Source organism: Terriglobia bacterium (assembly GCA_020072785.1).
Classification (GTDB): domain Bacteria; phylum Acidobacteriota; class Terriglobia; order Acidiferrales; family UBA7541; genus Acidiferrum.
The window spans coordinates 55,471-72,904 of the sequence record JAIQGG010000006.1 but is presented as its reverse complement, the minus strand read 5'-3'; the positions used below and the strand labels follow the sequence as shown (position 1 = coordinate 72,904).

Annotated in this window: 14 protein-coding genes; 8 read left to right on the top strand and 6 right to left on the bottom strand. The window is 65.0% G+C overall.

All coding sequences use genetic code 11. From position 1 onward, the window contains the following. Window positions 1-15: 15 nt before the first annotated feature. On the bottom strand, window positions 16-675 hold the full coding sequence (locus LAN61_13900; GenBank protein ID MBZ5541606.1) for a phosphoribosyltransferase: 660 nt from the start codon (window positions 673-675) through the stop codon (window positions 16-18). Between the two features lie 399 nt (window positions 676-1,074). On the opposite strand from LAN61_13900, the gene LAN61_13895 reads away from it, so the two are divergent. Continuing rightward, a complete protein-coding gene (locus LAN61_13895; protein MBZ5541605.1) occupies window positions 1,075-1,725 on the top strand; it encodes a cold shock domain-containing protein in 651 nt (216 codons plus the stop codon). A 143-nt stretch (window positions 1,726-1,868) separates the two neighbouring features. On the opposite strand, the gene LAN61_13890 is transcribed toward LAN61_13895, so the two are convergent. The 5 genes from LAN61_13890 to LAN61_13870 all read right to left on the bottom strand — a co-directional run bounded on the left by LAN61_13890 (window position 1,869) and on the right by LAN61_13870 (window position 6,522). Further along, window positions 1,869-3,935 carry a pentapeptide repeat-containing protein gene (locus tag LAN61_13890; GenBank protein ID MBZ5541604.1) on the bottom strand — a complete coding sequence of 689 codons (2,067 nt, stop codon included), beginning with the start codon at window positions 3,933-3,935 and terminating at the stop codon, window positions 1,869-1,871. 350 nt (window positions 3,936-4,285) lie between these two features. After that, window positions 4,286-4,621 carry a PilZ domain-containing protein gene (locus LAN61_13885; protein MBZ5541603.1) on the bottom strand — a complete coding sequence of 112 codons (336 nt, stop codon included), beginning with the start codon at window positions 4,619-4,621 and terminating at the stop codon, window positions 4,286-4,288. A 208-nt stretch (window positions 4,622-4,829) separates the two neighbouring features. Next, window positions 4,830-5,018, bottom strand: coding sequence for a hypothetical protein (locus LAN61_13880; GenBank protein MBZ5541602.1), 189 nt, complete (start codon window positions 5,016-5,018; stop codon window positions 4,830-4,832). Window positions 5,019-5,039: 21 nt separating this feature from the next. Continuing rightward, window positions 5,040-5,498, bottom strand: coding sequence for a hypothetical protein (locus LAN61_13875; GenBank protein ID MBZ5541601.1), 459 nt, complete (start codon window positions 5,496-5,498; stop codon window positions 5,040-5,042). A gap of 127 nt (window positions 5,499-5,625) precedes the next feature. After that, window positions 5,626-6,522 (bottom strand): CoA transferase, encoded by an 897-nt coding sequence (locus LAN61_13870; GenBank protein ID MBZ5541600.1) that lies wholly within the window; start codon window positions 6,520-6,522, stop codon window positions 5,626-5,628. Window positions 6,523-6,694: 172 nt separating this feature from the next. On the opposite strand from LAN61_13870, the gene LAN61_13865 reads away from it, so the two are divergent. From LAN61_13865 to LAN61_13835, 7 genes are all read left to right on the top strand, one after another. Continuing rightward, window positions 6,695-7,702, top strand: a complete 1,008-nt coding sequence (locus LAN61_13865) for a DMT family transporter (protein MBZ5541599.1) — start codon at window positions 6,695-6,697, stop codon at window positions 7,700-7,702. A 409-nt stretch (window positions 7,703-8,111) separates the two neighbouring features. Beyond that, window positions 8,112-10,334: a patatin-like phospholipase family protein gene (locus LAN61_13860; protein ID MBZ5541598.1), complete on the top strand. Its 2,223-nt coding sequence runs from the start codon at window positions 8,112-8,114 to the stop codon at window positions 10,332-10,334. A 231-nt stretch (window positions 10,335-10,565) separates the two neighbouring features. Further along, window positions 10,566-11,945, top strand: coding sequence for a DNA polymerase IV (dinB, locus tag LAN61_13855; protein ID MBZ5541597.1), 1,380 nt, complete (start codon window positions 10,566-10,568; stop codon window positions 11,943-11,945). Window positions 11,946-12,108: 163 nt separating this feature from the next. After that, entirely contained in the window at window positions 12,109-15,378 is a 3,270-nt protein-coding gene (locus LAN61_13850) for a DNA polymerase III subunit alpha (protein ID MBZ5541596.1), read from the top strand. An 18-nt stretch (window positions 15,379-15,396) separates the two neighbouring features. After that, complete coding sequence (locus LAN61_13845; protein ID MBZ5541595.1) at window positions 15,397-15,822, top strand: hypothetical protein; 426 nt, start codon at window positions 15,397-15,399, stop codon at window positions 15,820-15,822. Between the two features lie 248 nt (window positions 15,823-16,070). Beyond that, complete coding sequence (locus tag LAN61_13840) at window positions 16,071-16,379, top strand: hypothetical protein (GenBank protein MBZ5541594.1); 309 nt, start codon at window positions 16,071-16,073, stop codon at window positions 16,377-16,379. Between the two features lie 38 nt (window positions 16,380-16,417). Further along, window positions 16,418-17,380 carry a hypothetical protein gene (locus LAN61_13835; GenBank protein ID MBZ5541593.1) on the top strand — a complete coding sequence of 321 codons (963 nt, stop codon included), beginning with the start codon at window positions 16,418-16,420 and terminating at the stop codon, window positions 17,378-17,380. Window positions 17,381-17,434: the final 54 nt, after the last annotated feature.

Here is a 17,434-nt window from a genome sequence, read left to right as displayed (position 1 = left end):
CTCCCCCTTCCTTGCTCAGACCGCGCTGCGCGCGGTCGATGCGCTTGCCTCTTCCACCAACGTGCACACCTCCGCGTCGCTGGTGGGCAGAAAATTTTCGTAAAACTGGCCGATGGCGAAAAACGACGCAGGCATGGAGACACATACCAGGTCATCGGCCTTCTTGCGCAGACGTGCGCAGGTGGTCGGCGGGGCCACGGGAGTTGCTACGACAATCTGCGCCGGCTCAAGCTGGCGCAGCGCCGTGATCCCCGCGAGCATGCTCGAGCCCGTGGCGATGCCGTCGTCCACCAGAAGCACGAGCTTCCCCTTTACCGCGAGGGCCGCGCGCTTGCCGCGGTAGACCCGCTCGCGGCGTTCCAGTTCTTTGTTTTCCCTCTCGGTGACCTTGTCGATCTGCTCCGGGGTGAGCTGTAAGGATTCCACGATCTGCTCATCCAGGACGCGAATGCCCCCGGTGGCCACGGCGCCAAAGGCCAGCTCTTCCTGCCATGGCACGCCCAGCTTGCGCACGATAAAGACGTCCAGCGGCGCGTGCAGCGCCCGGGCTACCTCAAAACCGACGGGCACGCCGCCACGGGGAATCGCCAGGACCACGACGTCCTCCCGGTTGGCGTACTTGGTGAGCTTGCGGGCGAGGAGCTCGCCGGCCTGCTTCCTGTCCCGGAAAACCATCGGCTCCATGTTCCCCCCTCATGCGGGAAGCGAAATCCCCCCGCACACCTCGCCCCAGGTCCCTGGCACATTAGAGGAGCAATTCCGTGCCCGTCCCAGCGCGTTGAAAAGCCATCGCAAACACTTGCCTTAGGGGCCTCGGGCCGGGAGCCTGCCGCGGCCTTGGTTGAAATGACCCATAGAGTGTGAAAAACGGCCCACCCCCCGGTAAAGGTACCTGCCGAAAGCCCCCCAGAAAACGTATCCCCGCGAAAAGAGAGCGCTTACAGAGCGTATAGGGGGTGCCGACTGGCAGCGGGCGTGCACTTCTTTTTTTGTTTCTAATTGGGGAGAATCCGATCAATCTAATACGGGTCTTCCCTACCCCCGGGGTCTGCTGCCCCGCCAGGAGCGCACACCATGAAACTGCCTATCGATATCCGGTTTCGCAATGTAGATCGTCCTGCCCATGTCGAGGACTGGGTCCGAGAGATGACTAAGGGACTCGATAAATTTTACGGCAGTATCATGCGCTGCCGCGTGATGGTGGAATTACCGCACCGCCATCGCGTGGAGGGCAACCCCTATCACGTGCGCATCGATCTGACCGTGCCGGGCGAGGAGATCGTCGTCAAGCACCAGCCCAGCCTGTACACCACGATGCGCCAGACCGACCGGCTGCAGGAGAAGAAGCAATTGGAGGTGGAAGCGTCCCACAAGGACATGTACCTGGCGCTCAACGACGCCTTCAAGATCGCCGGCCGGCGCCTGCAGGACTACGTGCGCCGCCGCCGCGGGCAGACCAAAATCCACGAGCCGCTGCCGCAGGCCCGCGTCAGCAAGATCTTTCCCGCGCGGGGCTTCGGCTTTCTGGAAACCAGCGACGGGCGGGAGATCTACTTCCACAAGCAGAGTGTGCTGCTCGAAGGTTTTGACCGCTTGGAAGTCGGCTCGCCGGTGACCTTTGCCGAAGAAGCCGGGGAGAACGGCCCGCAAGCCAGCACCGTGCGTATTGTCCGGAAGCGCCGCGCCGCCACGTCGAAGAAGGCGCCGGTAACCGTGCCCGTCTAAGACCGGAGGTCTTCGAGGGGATCAAGAGCACGCGAAATTCGCCGGCGCTACGGGCTCGGATGCACAAAGCGCAGCGCAAAATTCCTCACCAAACCGGCGAAGTCAACAGCGCCGAACACTCACAGCCCGCTCTGCGGACCCATTCAGCGGAGATCACCGCAGCGGTGTTCCACTTCTTGGCGCAAGGCCTCGTCCATCTGCGCGCCGCGCCAGTTCGCGGAACAGACCTGGGCCGCAGTCAGGCCCAGCGCGCCGCGCAGGTCCGCGCCATCCAGGTTGGCGCCGTCCAGCAGGGCCTCGCGCAACACCGCCTCCGGCAATACCGCGTCGTGCAGATCGGCGCGGCGCAGATCGGCTTCCAGGAACATGGTGCCCTTCATGTGCGCGCCGGTCAGGCGCGCGCCGGCGAGTTTGGCCTGGGAAAAATCGGCGTCGTGCAGGTCGGCCAGGGTGAGCACGGCATTTTCCAGGTTGGCATCGCGCAGGTCCGCCTTATCCAGGTCAACGCGCAGCAGCCGGGCCCGCTGCAGGTCGGCGCCATAGAGGGTGGCGCCACCGAGCTTGGCCTGCGCCAGGATGGCATCCTCGAGCACGGCGTAGGACAGATCGGCGCCGCGCAGATCGGCGACGGCGAAATTCGCGCCCCGGGCATCCGCGCCGACCAGCGTCGCGCGCCCGGCGCGCGCGCGATCCAGCAAAGCCCGGACCAGGCGGGCCTCGCGCAGATTCGCGGAACGCAGATCGCTTTCGGAAAGACGCGCGCCTTCGAGATCCGCACGCCACAGCCGCGCGTTCACCAGAAAGGCGCGGTAGCCCTCGGCATAGCGCAAACTCATCTGATTAAGATGCGCGCCTTGGGCCTGCGCCACGGTCTCCTCTTCGGAAGCCGCGCTGGAAGGCCGCGAGGAAATCTCGGCTTCGTTCAGATCCGCATACGGGGTGTAGCCCGCGGACCACAGCGCCTGGGCCGCCAGCCGGCGGATCTCCGTGGAAGAGACATCGGCGCTCCGGCCATCCGGCGCCGCACCGCGCAGAATTCCGAACGAGACGAGCACCAGCAGGCATCCCAGGGCCACCGCGATACCCAGCGAAAAAAAGACCGATCGAAAAGCGCTCGCGCGCCCCTGCGGCGGAAACTCTCCCGTCTCGAGAATGCGCGCGACCATGCCCGGAAGAGAGAGCGCTACGAACACCGCGGCCGTCAGCAGGGCCGCGTGCAGCAGCGTCCCGCGCAGGTCCTGGCGCGTCAGATAGCGCACCCAGAACAGGAAGAGCACCGCCGGCACTACCCAGTAGGCCAGCAAGGCGCACACCGCCGTCTCCAGGCGGGAAAAGGCCGTACGGCTCTCCCGCTGCCAGGGAAAATGGCCCCGCGCCAGACCCATCAAAAACCACGAGCCGCTGCGTTCCATCGTCTGCCCGTTGGGGTAAACCGCCGGCAACGCCGTCAGGCTTCCCCACAGGCGCAGCACCAGAAAATGAAAGCGCAGGTACAGGCCGAAGAGCAGCAGGGGACCGCCCAGATAGAAACCGCTCATCGGCAGGACATTGCCGAGGGCCGGCAAGGGGATGGTGGAAGCATTCTGCAGGAGGCGCAAATCGCTGGTGGTGAAAATGCCCAAGGCGGCGAGCAGGGCGCAGGCGAAGAGCGCGGCGTAGAACCAGCGCGCGCGGGTGGTGGCCTGGTCCGCGGCTTTGGTGCCGTCCAGGTCGAAGGCGGAATCCGGAAGCACCGCGCCGAAGAGATTGGTGCGCCCCATGCGCCCGAGCCACAGTCCCGCCGCGCCGAGCAGATTCGCGCCCATGAGATTGGCGCCGCGCAACTCCGTGCCCAGCAGACTGCTCTCCTGCAGATCGGCCTGCACCAGCGAGGCGCCCTGCAGATTGGCCATGGACAGGTCGGCGCCGCGCAGTTTGGCCTTGCGCAGATCGGCGCCCTGCAGATTCACTCCCGCGAGTTCCGCATGCTCCAAATCGACGTGGCGTAAATCCGCTCTCTTGCCATGCTGGCCCGCGGATTCCACCCACTCCCGATGCTGGTCGAGAAGCTCGGCGAGTTCCAGAAGCGGGATGGCTTCCGGAACGCTTTCCCCGACCGGCGCATCTCCCGCTTCCTCGCTTTCCAGAGAGACGTTTCCCCGCTCCTCGCCCGCGAAAGGGGATGCAGACGCGTCACTGTCTTGTGCGGTCAATGGATTGAAGAGGGCCATGAAGGCAGCCGGCGTGCGTGGCGCAACGGCGTCGAGCAAGCCACGAAGCGAGTGGGCTCCTTTCCCAGGATTTCTAGCTGCCGCAATGATCCATGAAAGAGCCTGTGGAAATCGCCTGCCCCGAAGGGCAGGCGGCGCAAAGATAACCCCGCGAGCCGGTTGCTTCGCCGTGGAAAGGGCGTACACCCTTGAAAGGCAGGCGGTTCACGGAACGCGAGTGCCGTATGTTTCGTTGGGCGGGAAGGACGCCTGGGCTGGCCGTCAGAGCAAAAAACCGGGGCGCTCCGCTGAGGGGTCGAGGCGCCCCGGCTTATCCTGCCCGCCTCCGCAGGTAGCGGACAAGAAATCCGTTACTTTTCGCCCTCATCGCTGCGCAGAAATTCGTAGCGCTCAATGGCGGCGACCACGCCCATGGCGCCTTCCGCGCGCTCTTCGGTGCGCTGGACGCGGCCCAGGCACCGCACTTTGACCGGACCGGCCATCGTAATCTCGTTGGGCAAGGTCAGAATGATCTCCACCGCCGAACCTTCCTTGACATCCTTGGAGAGGAAGAAATAGACCCCGCGTGAGCTGACATCGCGGGACTCCGTGCTGGTTTCCGCCACGGCGGCGCCGGTGCTCCAGCGGACGGTGATCGGCAAGCGCATCTGAAAGCGCTGAGAATTGCGACGTTCGGCGTCTGTCAAGGCAGAGCCTCCTGGGACGAGTACAGATTCTAGTGGGGAGAGTCCCAATCGACAATAGGACTGCGGGTACAAAATCGTTTGCTGGAAAAAGAGTACCAGCGTACTAGAACGAGAGCCGGGCAATCCACTCGCAGGCTCTTGCACAATGTACCTTCAACAAAATAAAGGCTTAAAGTACAGTCAAACCTGTCCACTCCCGCGCCTCTCTTCACTTGTACGAAATCACGACTTCCCCGTTTTCGATCCGGATATCGTCCAAACCGGCTGGCAACTTTAATTTCTCTCGGTTTTCCGGCGACTCCATCACCCGTCGCAGGGCGTTCTCCAAGGCGTATTGCGGTATGGGCAGCGATCCGATGGCTCCCTCCGTGGGGACAAATTGCAGATAGCCGCTCACGTCATGGAGCCGGCCCTCGAGCTACAAGGTCATCTCCTTGCCGTGCAAATCAAAGACAATGTAGGCGCGGATGCGGTCTTCCATGAGCTGCACCTTGACGTCCCGGACCGAAGAGCGCACTTGCCCCTCAGTGGGCTCGGCGGCGGGCTGCGTGGCGGGCGCGGAAGCGATTCCGGCAACGGGGCTCGCGCTGGGCGCAAGATCGAGGTGTGTTGCGAGGAAGGAGTTGAGTTCAGATTCGTCCAGGCGCAGCGTGGCGGGCGTGCCGGAGGCCAGCGCCTCATCCACCTGGCGGATTTTCTGTTCGGCGCGCTCGGCGGCCAGCGGGCTGGCCTGGATCGGCGGAGGCGCACTCTTGTGCAGAGCGAGCGCCACGGTGACGAGCGCCGCGGCGTAAGTGCTCCAGCGCAGGATGCGGAAGAGCCACACCCACAGGCTTACGGGAGGCTTCTCCGCCGCGGCCGGAAGCGTTTCGCTCATCGCTGATTCTCCCTTGTTCCTGCCGGTGGCGCATCCTCTATCTGGGAACCGTAGTCTTTACCGAGTGCCGCCACAAGGGGCCGCGCAGCATCCCGCCGCTAAACGAACACCCTCTTCAACCGGGGGCTCACCCGCCGGCGGTGGGCGAAGCGGGCGGCGGCATACGCACGGCAACCAGCGGCAGGTCGCGTTCGGCAGCCCAGCGCTGCCACTCCGCCGCGCTGCGCTCCGCGAAAAGGGAGGAGAACTTCTCGTACACCGCGGATTCCAGATGCAACTCGGCGAGGAGACGCTTTTGAAAATGAGGCTCCAGCGCAGCTACCGCCACCCAGCCATCCCGCGCGCGGTACAGGTTGTAGAAGGGCGAGCCCCCGCCGAGGAACCCGCCCGGCGCGGTCATCCCCCGGTAGAGCGGCAGAGCAAAATCTTCGGTCACTGCCGTCATCACCACTTGCGCGTAGCCGCCCTGCTGGGAGCGCGCCCGCGCCAGCAGCAGGGCCAGCGTCGTGCTCACCATGCGCTCGGCGCTGGCCATGTCCGTGAGCAGAGTCAGCGGCATCGCCGGAGGCGAGAGCAAGCCGCACGCCGCCTGGTAGGTGAGGTCGTGCCCCGGCACGTTTTCCGCGCCCGCGGCGTCGCCCACCAGCGCCACCTGGCACAGCCGCGGATGCCGCGCATGCAGCGCCATCCAGCCCAGCGCAAGCCGCTCGAGCGCCGCGGGGCGAAAGGCCGTGAGCAGCACATCCGTGGTGGCCAGAATGGCCTCGAACTTCTCGCGGTCCGCGGAATTCTTCAGATCGAGGCGGATGATCTCCTGGCCGTCATGCAGCGCGCGGTAGAAATCGGGATTGTAGCTCTCCATGGGATCGCCCGCAGGCGGCACGATCTGGATGACCCTGGCCCCCATGCGCGCCAGCCGCGCGGCGGCCACCGGCCCGGGCAGATTCAGCGCCAGGCCGGTGACGCGCACATTTTCAAGAGGCTGCAGCGCTTCCAGGGCGTCTCTTGCTTCCGCATTTGTCATGTCGTCAGGCCACCTGCTCGGGGAAAGGACCGAGCGAGGATTCTAGTACACCTGCGGCCGCCGATGCTGCGCCTCCGCGAGAAATTCGAGCACGGGCCAGATTGGCCGGGTGCGGCGGGGCGCCCCGCGCTACGGCGCACTGGCCGCATGTGCCATACTGCGTGCAATTCCCATGGCCGCGCCTGACAATCCGAACGCTGCGCCGCACTCCGGCGGCTCCCTGCCCTACCTGGCGCTGGTTGCGGGAATGATGTGCATCGCCTGGTCGGCGCTGTTCGTGCGCTGGACGGACATCCCCGGACCGGCGTCGGCGTTCTACCGCGTTCTGATTGCGGCGGTCATTCTTCTGCCCACGTGGTTTCTGCCAACGCGGCTTTTGCCGGCCCGATTCCGGAAGCCGCCCGCGCAGCGCATTTCGCGCGCGACCCTGGCGATTATTGCTATGGGCGGCGTTTTCTTCGGGATGGACCTCGCCCTCTACAACACATCGATCCTGCAGACTTCGGCGGCCAATGCCACGCTGCTCGGCAACAACACACCGGTATTCGTGGGTCTGATCACCTGGCTGGTTTTCCGGCGGCGGCCCGCGGCGGCGTTCTGGATCGGGCTGGCGATGGCCTTGTCGGGCACGCTCATCATTCTCTGGGGCGACCTGGCGCGGCTGGCGCGGCTCGGCGTGGGCGATGCCATGGCGCTCGGCGCTTCCGGCTGCTTCGCCGTCTATTTGATCGTCACCGAACGCGTGCGCTCCTCGACCGGCACGCTGGCGTTTTTGCGGGTGGCCATCGCCTCGAGCACGATCTTCCTGTTTGTGCTGAACCTGGCCATGGGCGTGTCGTTCGTTGTGCCTTCCGGGCGCACGTGGGCCGCGCTGCTGGGCCTGGGCCTCGTCTCGCAACTGGGTGGCTATCTCGGATTGACCTATGCGATGGGCCATCTGCCCGCGACGGCGACTTCCGTGAGCCTGCTGGCGCAGGCCCCGCTGACCGCGGTCCTGGCCGCGCTGCTGCTGGGCGAGCCGCTCGCCGCCACGCAGATCTTCGGCGGAGCGCTGGTCCTCGGCGGCATCGGACTGGCCAACCGCAAGACGCGCCCGGCCGAGCCGCCCGAGTACGAAGCCAATTCGGAAGCCAGCGCGGCGATTGCCGCAGCCGAGGCGGACGCCGGCGAAGGCGCCTGAAGCTTTCCTGTTGTTGCGGCAACCCTGGAAAATCCGCAAAGAATACAAGCCGCAACTCCTGGCTTTCCCGTTCGCAGCATTTTCATGATTGTCCTCCTTTGCGATTCCCCGCGGGACCCCATACCATGCGCGCGGCTTCCCATTCCCCAGCGCGCCTGAAAAAATTTACAGTCGTGCGGCAAAGCGTCTTTTTCAAGAGAAACCTGCCATGAACCGGAAAGAGGAAATTCGAAAATCGAAATCCGAAATTCGCAAGAGCCCGATGAAAGAGGATGCGTTTCGAGTTTCGAGTTTCGCGTTTCGCCTCCCTTGGTGTCCGCGACACCCGCCCGGGACACCCGCACCACCGGGGATCGGCGCCTCGCGCTACACTGCTTACAAAGGTTCGAACGCAACAAGGAGCACCCAGATGCGCCGAAGTCTGGTCGTCTTTCTCTTACTCGCGGTTCCCTGCGCGCTGCGCGCGCAACAATCAGCTCCACAACCGGCGAAGGAAGCCGCCCAACCGGCGGCGCGGCCGAAGATCGGCATCGCCCTGGAAGGCGGCGGCGCGCTGGGCCTCGCGCATATCGGGGTCCTCGAATGGCTGGAGCAGCACCACATCCCGGTGGACTACGTCGCCGGCACAAGCATGGGCGGGCTGGTGGGCGGCTTCTATGCCAGCGGCAAGAGCCCGGCGGAACTGCGCAAACTGGTCGCGGAGCTGGACTGGGACGCCACGTTCGGCGCCGAAATCCCCTACAGTGAAATCTCCTTCCGCCGCAAGGAAGACCAGCGCGCCTTCCCCAATGCGCTGCTCCTGCGCCTGCGCAGCGGGGTGACCCTCCCGGCCGGGCTGAACACCGGACAGCAGATCGGCCTGCTGATCGAAAAAGAGACGCTGCCCTATTCGAACGTGAAGGACTTTGACGCCCTGCCGATCCCCTTCCGCTGCGTGGCTACCGACCTGGTGAGCGGGAAGCAGGTGACCTTTCGCGACGGCCCGCTGGCGGAGGCCCTGCGCGCCACCATCTCCCTGCCCGGGGTCTTCAACCCGGTGCGCCTCGGCGAGCACGTCTACGTGGATGGCGGCCTGCTGGACAACCTGCCGACCGACGCCGTACGCCAGATGGGCGCGGACATCGTCATCGCCGTGCACCTGCAGAAGAAAAAACCGGATGCGGAGAGCATTCAGTCGCTGTTCGAGGTGCTGGACCGCTCGATTGACGCGGTGCTGAATGAAAACGAGCTGCGCGGGCTGGCCAACGCGGACCTGGTCATCAGCGTGGACCTTGCCGGCTACAGCTCCACGGAATACAAGCGCCACGAAGCCATTATCGCCAAGGGGCTGGCGGCGGCGCAGGAGAAGTCGCGCCTGCTGGCGCCCTATGCGCTGGACGACGCGGCCTGGGCCGAATACCTCCGCGAGCGCGCGGCCCGGGAGAGGCACACCGTGCCCGTGCCGCAGTTCGTGGAAGTGCACGGCGCCGATGCGGACACCAAGAAAAATATCGAGAGCCTGCTCGCCCGATATCAGGGCCGTCCGCTGGACACCCGGAAGCTGGAGGCCGATCTGACCCAACTGACCGGCATGGGCCGCTTCGACCAGGCCGGCTACCGCATGACCGCCAGCGAGGGCCGCGACGGCTTGCTCATCGACGTGCACCAGAAAGGCTTCACCTCGCGCACGCTGCAGCCCGGCTTCGAACTGGAGGGCTCGGAAACCGGGGAGGCCAACTTCACGCTGGGGGCGCGGCTGACGTTTCTCGACGTGGGCGGCTACCGCTCGGAATGGCGCACCGATTTCCTCTTCGGCTCGCAGTACAGCGTGCACACCGAATATTTCCACCCCTTCACCGCAGCCAGCAAATGGTTTCTTGCGCCGGAGATCGGCGTGGGCAACTCCGCGTACAAAATCTACGAGAAGAACGACCCGCTCGCCGAATACCGCGTGAACCGCGCGGCGACGGGTGCGGATCTGGGCTACGCTTTCGACCGCTTCAGCGAGCTGCGCGTGGGCTACGAAGCCGGCTACTACAGCAACAAACTGCGCATCGGCGCGCCGCTGCTCCCCGCTCTGAACGGCGCCTGGAGCGCCGCGCGCCTGCGCTACCGCACCGACTGGACCGACGACCCGGAGATCCCCCGCCGCGGCCTGCGCATCGAATCCAATTTCCACTGGTACGTCAAGAGCCCCGGCGCCGGCGAGTCCTTCCCCGTCCTGGAGCTGCGCACCGGCTATTTCCAGCCGCTCTCCCGCGCCAATTCCTTCTTCCTGCTCTCCTCGGGTGGCACGACCTTCGGCTTGCAACAGACCGGCTTGCCGCAGTTCGCCCTCGGCGGGCCGGAGCGCCTCGCCGCCTACGGCATGAACGAGTTGCGCGGCAACCAGTATTTCCTCTTCCAGGGCGGCTACCTGCGCAACCTCATGGACCTGCCGCCGTTTTTCGGCAAGAAGATCTACTTCACGGCCCAGTACGAGCTCGGAAAGATGTACGGCGCGGCCAATCCCGGCTCCACGGCCGCGCGCCTCCCCAACGATTTCTCCGGCGGCATCCTGGTGCAGACGGCCTTCGGGCCCATCTTCCTGGGCGGCAGCGTCGGCGACAGCAGCCACCAGAAGTGGTTCTTCCGCCTCGGCCGCGTGTTCTGAGAAAGACCCTAGTCCCGGCAAGAGTGCGCAGAGTTTTCTTGACTTTCGCTTTTTGTTCGCCTATAGTCCCCCCTGGTAGAGGAAACGGGAAGCGGGTGGCGTTCCGGCTCCAGGGTCCTGGCGACTCGCAGGAGCCGGTCGCCACCCGTTAAATCCCGCGGGCGAACGTCCAGAAAAACCGCTCGTTTCCCTGCGTTGACCGCTCTGCGGTCACACTTAACAGGAGCTGCCATGCAAACCTGCGTCGAAAGCACATTCCCTGCCCCACCCAGCAATGCGATTCCGCACGAAGCTGTAGCGCAGGGCGCCAGCCCTGCGGCTTTTTCCGAAACCCCGGAAAGCGCGGCGGAAAAAACCTCCTGGTCACCCGCGCGGTGGCTCGGACTGGGCAAACTCCGCAGCGCAAAGCATCCCCACATCGTGCACGTGGACGTGGACGCGTTCTTCGCCTCGGTGGAGCAGGTGCTCAACCCCAAGCTGCGCGGCAAGCCGGTGCTGGTGGGACGCGGCGTGGTGGCTTCGGCCAGCTACGAGGCCAAGTTCCGCGGGGTGCGCACGGCCATGAGCTTCCGCGAGGCGCTGCGCATCTGCCCCAAGGCGGTGGTCGTCCCCGGGCAGTACGAGCACTACGCGGACTTTGCCGAGCGCGTGCGGCGCATCCTGGAAACCTACACCCCGGCGGTGGAGACCGCGGCGCTGGACGACTTCTATCTCGATTTCCGCGGCACCGAGCGGCTCTATCCGGACTTCCCGGCGGCGCTGCGCCGGCTGCAGGCGGAGATCCTGGGGCGCACGGGCCTGAGCGTTTCCGTGGGCGCGGCAACGAGCAAGGTAGTGGCGGGAATCGCCTCGCGGCTCCAGCGGCCGCGCGGCTTCCACATCGTTTCCCCCGGCGATGAAGAGGAATTCCTCGCGCCGCTGCCGGTCGAAAAACTGCACGGCATCGGCCACGTGCACGCGGCGCAGCTGGCCGAGCGCGGCGTGCAAACCATCGGCGAGTTGCGGCGGATTCCCCAGCCGGCGCTGGCGGCGGCGTTCGGTGAAGCCGTCGGCCGGCAGATCTGGGAACGCGCGCGGGGCCTCGACGGGCGCGAAGTGCTGGCCCCGGGAACGCCGAAATCGGTCTCCCGCGAGACGACCATCGAGGGCGGCACCATCGACACGGAATTTCTTGGCGGGCTCCTCGAGTATCTCTCCGAGCGCATCGGCGCGACGCTGCGCGACTACGGCCGCCAGGCGCGCACCATCGGCCTGCGCCTGCGCTACGCCGACTCTTTCTCCGCGCAGCGCACCGAGCGGCTCGTGCGCCCGACCAACGACGAGCGCGAACTGCTGGCCGCGGCCCGGCAACTCTTTGGCGAACTCTTCACCCGGCGCGTGGCCGTGCGTCTGGTGGGCGTCAGCGTGACCAACCTTGAGCCCGACCGCCGCCAGAACGAGCTCTTCGATACCGCCGCCAACCGCCGCCGGGAACTGAATCACGGCGTGGACACGGTGCGCGGGCGCTACGGCTGGAACGCCGTCTTTTACGGCAAGGGGCTCGCCTTGCGCGAGCACTACGCCACCAAGCCGGACGGGCTGGTGCTTTCGACGCCGTGCCTGTCGCGGTAGCCGGTTTTTACATCCCTTCCCTACCTTGAGTTGAACCAACAGAAAGGCGTGCGCCCGCACGTGTAGTGACTCGTGACTGGTGACCCGTGACTCGTGGAAGACCTCGCATTGCGCGAGTGTCTCCGCCCGGGTTACAGGCACGCGTCACGGGTCACGAACCACCATGTTCATCCATCTCCATTGCCACAGTCACTACTCGTTCCTGCGCGGCGTGGGATCGCCCGAGGAGCTGGTGGCCGCGGCGGCCGCGCAGCAGATGCCCGCCGTGGCGCTCACGGACACGGGCGGGATGTACGCGGCCGTGCCGTTTTATCAGGCGGCGCAGAAGGCGGGGGTGAAGCCGATTGTGGGCACGGTGCTGGACACCGTTTTTCCAGTTTCGAGTTTCGAGTTTCGAAATTCGAAAAACGAAATTCGAAATTCGGCGAGCCTGCCGCTGGTGCTGCTGGCGGCGGATGCACAAGGCTATAGCAACATGTGCCGGCTTGTAACCCAAAGGCAGCTTGCAGAAGTGCCCGTTCCGCTCGATACCCTGGCGGAGCACAGCATGGGCGTGATCGCACTAGTCACGAACCACGAGTCACCCGTCACCAGTCACTACGCGCGGCTGAAGGAGATCTTCGGCGACGCGCTGTATCTGGAGGTGCAGCTGCTCTTTCCGGGCGATGGGCGCGCGCTGCGCGAAGCGCAACAACTAGGCCGCGCGCTGGGCGTGCCGCTCGCGGCCACCAACAACGTGCACTTCCTGCGCCCCGAAGAGCACCTGCACCACCGCGCGGTGAACGCTATCCGCACCGGCGGGCTGCTGACCACCGTCGCGCCGCCGGAGATCACCAGCGGCGAAGCCTGGTTCAAACCCGCCGCGGAGATGCAGCGGCTCTTTGCCGAGCAGCACGGGCGGGCGGACGCGCTGCGGGCGACGCTGGAGATCGCCGAGCGCTGCAACTTGCAGCTCGAGCTGGGCAAGCTGCTCTTCCCGGAATTTCCCGTGCCCGCGGGCGAAACGCCCTTCTCCTATCTCTGGAAGCTGAGCTTCGAGGGCGCGCGGCGGCGCTACGACTTCAAGTCTGACCGCGAAGCGGTCAACCCTCTGCGCCCGGAGGTGCTGGCGCGGCTCACGCACGAACTGCAAGTGATCGAGAAGCTGCACCTGGCTCCTTATTTCCTGCTGGTGTGGGACATCGTGGAGGAGGCGCGGCGCCGCGGGATTCCCGCGGTGGCGCGTGGCTCGGCGGCCAGCTCCATCGTGACCTACTGCCTGGGCATTTCCTGCGTCTGCCCGCTGCGCTGGGGGCTGTACTTCGAGCGCTTCCTCAACGAGCAGCGCGGCGATTGTCCGGACATCGATATCGACATCTGCGGCGCGCGCCGTGATGAACTGCTCGATTACGTCTACGCGCGCTGGGGAGCGGAGCATGTGGCCATGATCGGCAGCTTCATCACCATGCATGCCCGCCTGGCCATCCGCGAGGTCGCCAAAGTCTTCGGCGTGCCGCCCGGCGAGGTCAACCACTTCACCAAACGGCTGCCGCACCGCCCGGTGCGCGAGATCCGCGCGGCCATCGCTGCGCTGCCGCAATGCCGCGACCTGCCGGTAAACCACGAACCGTGGCCAACGATTCTGCACGTCGCCGAGCGCCTGGACGACGCGCCGCGCCACCTGGGAATTCATCCCTGCGGCACGGTGATTTCCGCGCGGCCGCTGACGCAACTGGCGCCGCTCGAACGCGCCACGAAAGGCATCGTCGTCACGCAGTACGACATGAACGCCGTGGAGGCCCTGGGCCTGATCAAGATGGACCTGCTCGGCCAGCGCGGCCTGACCACCATGTCCCTGGCGCTGGACAATATCGAGTGCGCTAGCGAGCGCGACATCGCGCGCGACATCGAACGCGCGAGCGAACGCGCCGTTGCGCGGGAGGTCCAGGTTGCTCCGGACGGCGCGACGCCGCGCCCGCGCCCCCGTCAGATCGACCTCGACGCCATTCCCGAGAACGACCCGGCCGCCTGCGCAATGCTCTCCGAAGGCCGCACCATGGGCGTTTTTCAGATCGAATCGCCGGGCATGCGCGGGCTGCTGCGGGCCATGCGCGCGCGCACGCTCGAGGAGATCGCCGCGGCGCTGGCGCTGATCCGCCCGGGCGCGTCGGAGTACGGCTCGAAAGAGCTGTTCCTGCAGCGCCTGCGCGGAAAAGAACGGATTACCTACGCGCACCCGGCGCTCGAGAAGATCCTCGGCGGCACCCTGGGCGTGTGCATCTACCAGGAGCAGGTGATGCAGATCGCGCAGGCCGTGGGCAGTATGTCCCTGGCGGAAGCCGACATCGTGCGCCGCTCGGCCGCGAAATTCTCCGGGCAGCGTGAACGCGAGCGCCTGCGCGCCAAATTCCTGAAAGCCGCCGCGCAGATGGGACTGGCCGGCAGCGCGCGCGAAGAGACCTGGCAGATGGTTGAGAAATTCGCGGGTTTCGGCTTCTGTAAGGCACACGCCGCAACCTACGCGGACCTCTCCTACCGCATGGCCTATCTGAAGGCGCACCACCCGGCGGAGTTTCTGGCGGCGATGTGCAGCGCCGGCGCGGGCTTCTATCACGTTTCGGCGTACGTGGAGGAGGCCAAGCGCTGGGGGATCGCGGTGCGCCCGCCGTCGGTGAATCATTCGCGGATGGAGTACACCGCAGAGATCTTGACCGGCGGGAAGAAAGCCCTGCGCATCGGCCTGCTGCAGGTGAAAGGCCTGCGCCTCGAAACCATCACCGCCATCCTGCGCGCCCGCGAAACCGGCGGCATCTTTCGCGGCCTCCCGGATTTTCTGCGCCGCGTGCCGCTCGAGCGCGACGAGATCGAGGCGCTGATTAAATGCGGCGCGTTCGAGGAGGTCTGCGCCAGGACGCGCCCGGAGCTGCTCTGGCAGTGGAACTTGCTGCAGGTAAAAAGACCCGGAGCGGCCCCCCGGCTCCGAACCCCCAGCGGCTCGGAGCCCTGCGGGACGTCAGAACTCCTGTTTTCGCAGGCCGTGTCCGAAGACGGACTGGGTGTGGCGCTGCAGGCGATGCCTGCACCGGAGTACACGCCGCAGCAGAAGCTGCGCTACGAGCGGGAGATCCTGGAGGTCTGCGTCAGCGGGCACCCGCTGGACTTTCTGCCGCGCAACGGCGAAATCTGGAGCGACGCCCTGGAGGAACTGCACGGGAAACGCGTGGCGTTGTGCGGCTGGGTGGTGACATTCCGGCATGTGGGCACCAAGAACCATCGGAACATGATGTTCATTACCCTGGAAGACCAGCGCGGCCTGTTCGAAGCGGTGCTCTTCCCCGGCGTCTACGAGCGCTTCGCCGGCCTGGTCTATGAGACGCGCGCGCTGCGCGTCACCGGGCGCGTCGAGCCCGCCGGGCAGATTCACTGCGAGACCCTAGCCCCGCTGAATAAATGAGGAGTATCTTTCTTACGAATGCCCATTGTTCTACCAATTGCCCAGAGAATTGTGAGGCTCACCAAAATGCAAAAAAGAATCCCGTTAACTATGGTCTGTATCTTCCTTATCCTTACGCCACTACTTGCCAAAGAAAAACAGCGCGCGTGGCAAACAGGAAAGCTCGTATTCGCAGAGGAAAAAGAGGGAGGCGCGGTTGCCATGCCTATTAATGGGGCGATTGTCGCCGGAAGAATCAAATCATGGCTCTATACGATCGAAACAGAAACTACGATCTATGAGCTCCACTGGAAATCAGCCAAACCGATAAATCTCACCGTGAATGGCCCCGTTAAGTTTGCGATTGAGAAGAACAATACGGCGTTTCTCATTGATGAAGATGGCAAAGAACGAAAACTGGGATTGCTGAGGAAGACGGCAAGACAGGCAAGTGAAGGGAGGTAACTCTCGATGGCAATAATCGTCAGAAATGACATCGAAGGCAAATTGTGCCCAGGTTGCGGCAAATGGAAACCACTCGCGGAATTCCCACCTGACCGTACGAAGAAGGCATCCCAAGGTTTCCGGCATTGCCACTGTAGGGAATGTCATCGTAGCGACAGTCGAAGGACATACACAGCGCAACGAGAACTTCGTGACCGGCTTCGGAAACTGACGGGCTGCCACAGCTAGAAGCAAATGTTCTATCCATCATGATTAAGACAAGAGTCCAAGGGCCGCAACTGCCAGAACCGGAGGCGGGGCAGCCAGAAACTACCGCCGAGGAGTGGCTGGGGCGCAACCGCAGCACCGGCCGCCGCCTCTGGGAGCGCCTCAACCCGCGGAACCGCAAGCAACTGCGCCTGCTGGCGGAAGCGCTGGCCCTGCAGCAGACGCACGGGCAGTTGCCGGAACCGCTGCGCGTGCGGCTGAGCACGGCAGTGGAAGAACTGGAGCGCGTGGCGGCGCGCGTCGGCGCGCTGCTGGCGGAGGTGGCGCGCCGGACACCCCCGCGCGCGTAAGCCTTGCCGCGCGAAAAGCGCAGGACCATACTTTTTGCATGGCTGTCCCTCCGAAGCACCCCAGGCCTCCGATGGGCCCGCTGCGCGTAACGCGCGGCCTCTTGCTCTTCGTGGCTTGCGCGCTGGCCCTGCCTGCCGCGGCCGATGAGATCCGCCTCAAGGACGGCAAAAAACTCTACGGGGTGATCGTCGCCTACGAAGACAACATGTTCAAGGTCAAGACCGACTTTGGATTTGTCCTCGTCGAAAAAAATAAGATTTCCGCGATCATTCCTTCGACCCCCGCGCCGCCCAAACCCGCCGAAAAGCCAGCGGCCAAGAAAGAAGAGGTTCCGGAACCACCAAAGCCCGCGCCGCAACCGGAAAAGACCGCCAGCAAGACCGCATCTCCGGCGAAGACACCACCGCCTCCCGCCAAGAGCGATACAGCGGCGGAAAAGCCCGTCGCGTCGACAACCGCCGTCGCGACACCGCCCGCAGCGAAACCTGCCGAACCGCCCGCAGCGCCTCCCCAGGAGTCTGCGCCGCCGCCGAACCGGGAAGAGGTCCAGGGCAACACCTACATCAACTACACCTATGGCTTCCGGATGTTCAAAGCGCCAAGCTGGAACCTGCAGGAAGAAGCGCGCCGCGCCCTGCCCAACGCCATCGCCGCCCTGGGCACTTCCAACGAATCCACGCTGATGGTCATCGGCATCGAGAAATCGAATGCCCCCCTGGACGCCGCCGCGGCCTCCATCGAGCGCCGCCTGCAGGACGCCTACACCAACTTCCGCCGCTTGGAGCAGAAAAAGACCCAGGTGGGCGGCTTACCGGCGGTGGAATACCGCTATCGCGGCACGGAAGGCGAGCACGACTGGTCGGGCCGGCTGGTGGTGATCGCGCGCGGCAAGGACTACTTCACCATCCTGGGAATGACTTACGCGGACAGCGATCTCATCCAGATCCAGGAAAACGTCATCTCCCGAGCCATCGCCAGCCTGGATTTCACCGCACACTGATTCGAAAGACGAAATACGAAAACCGAAATTCGTCAAAGATCGTCTGCCAAGGGG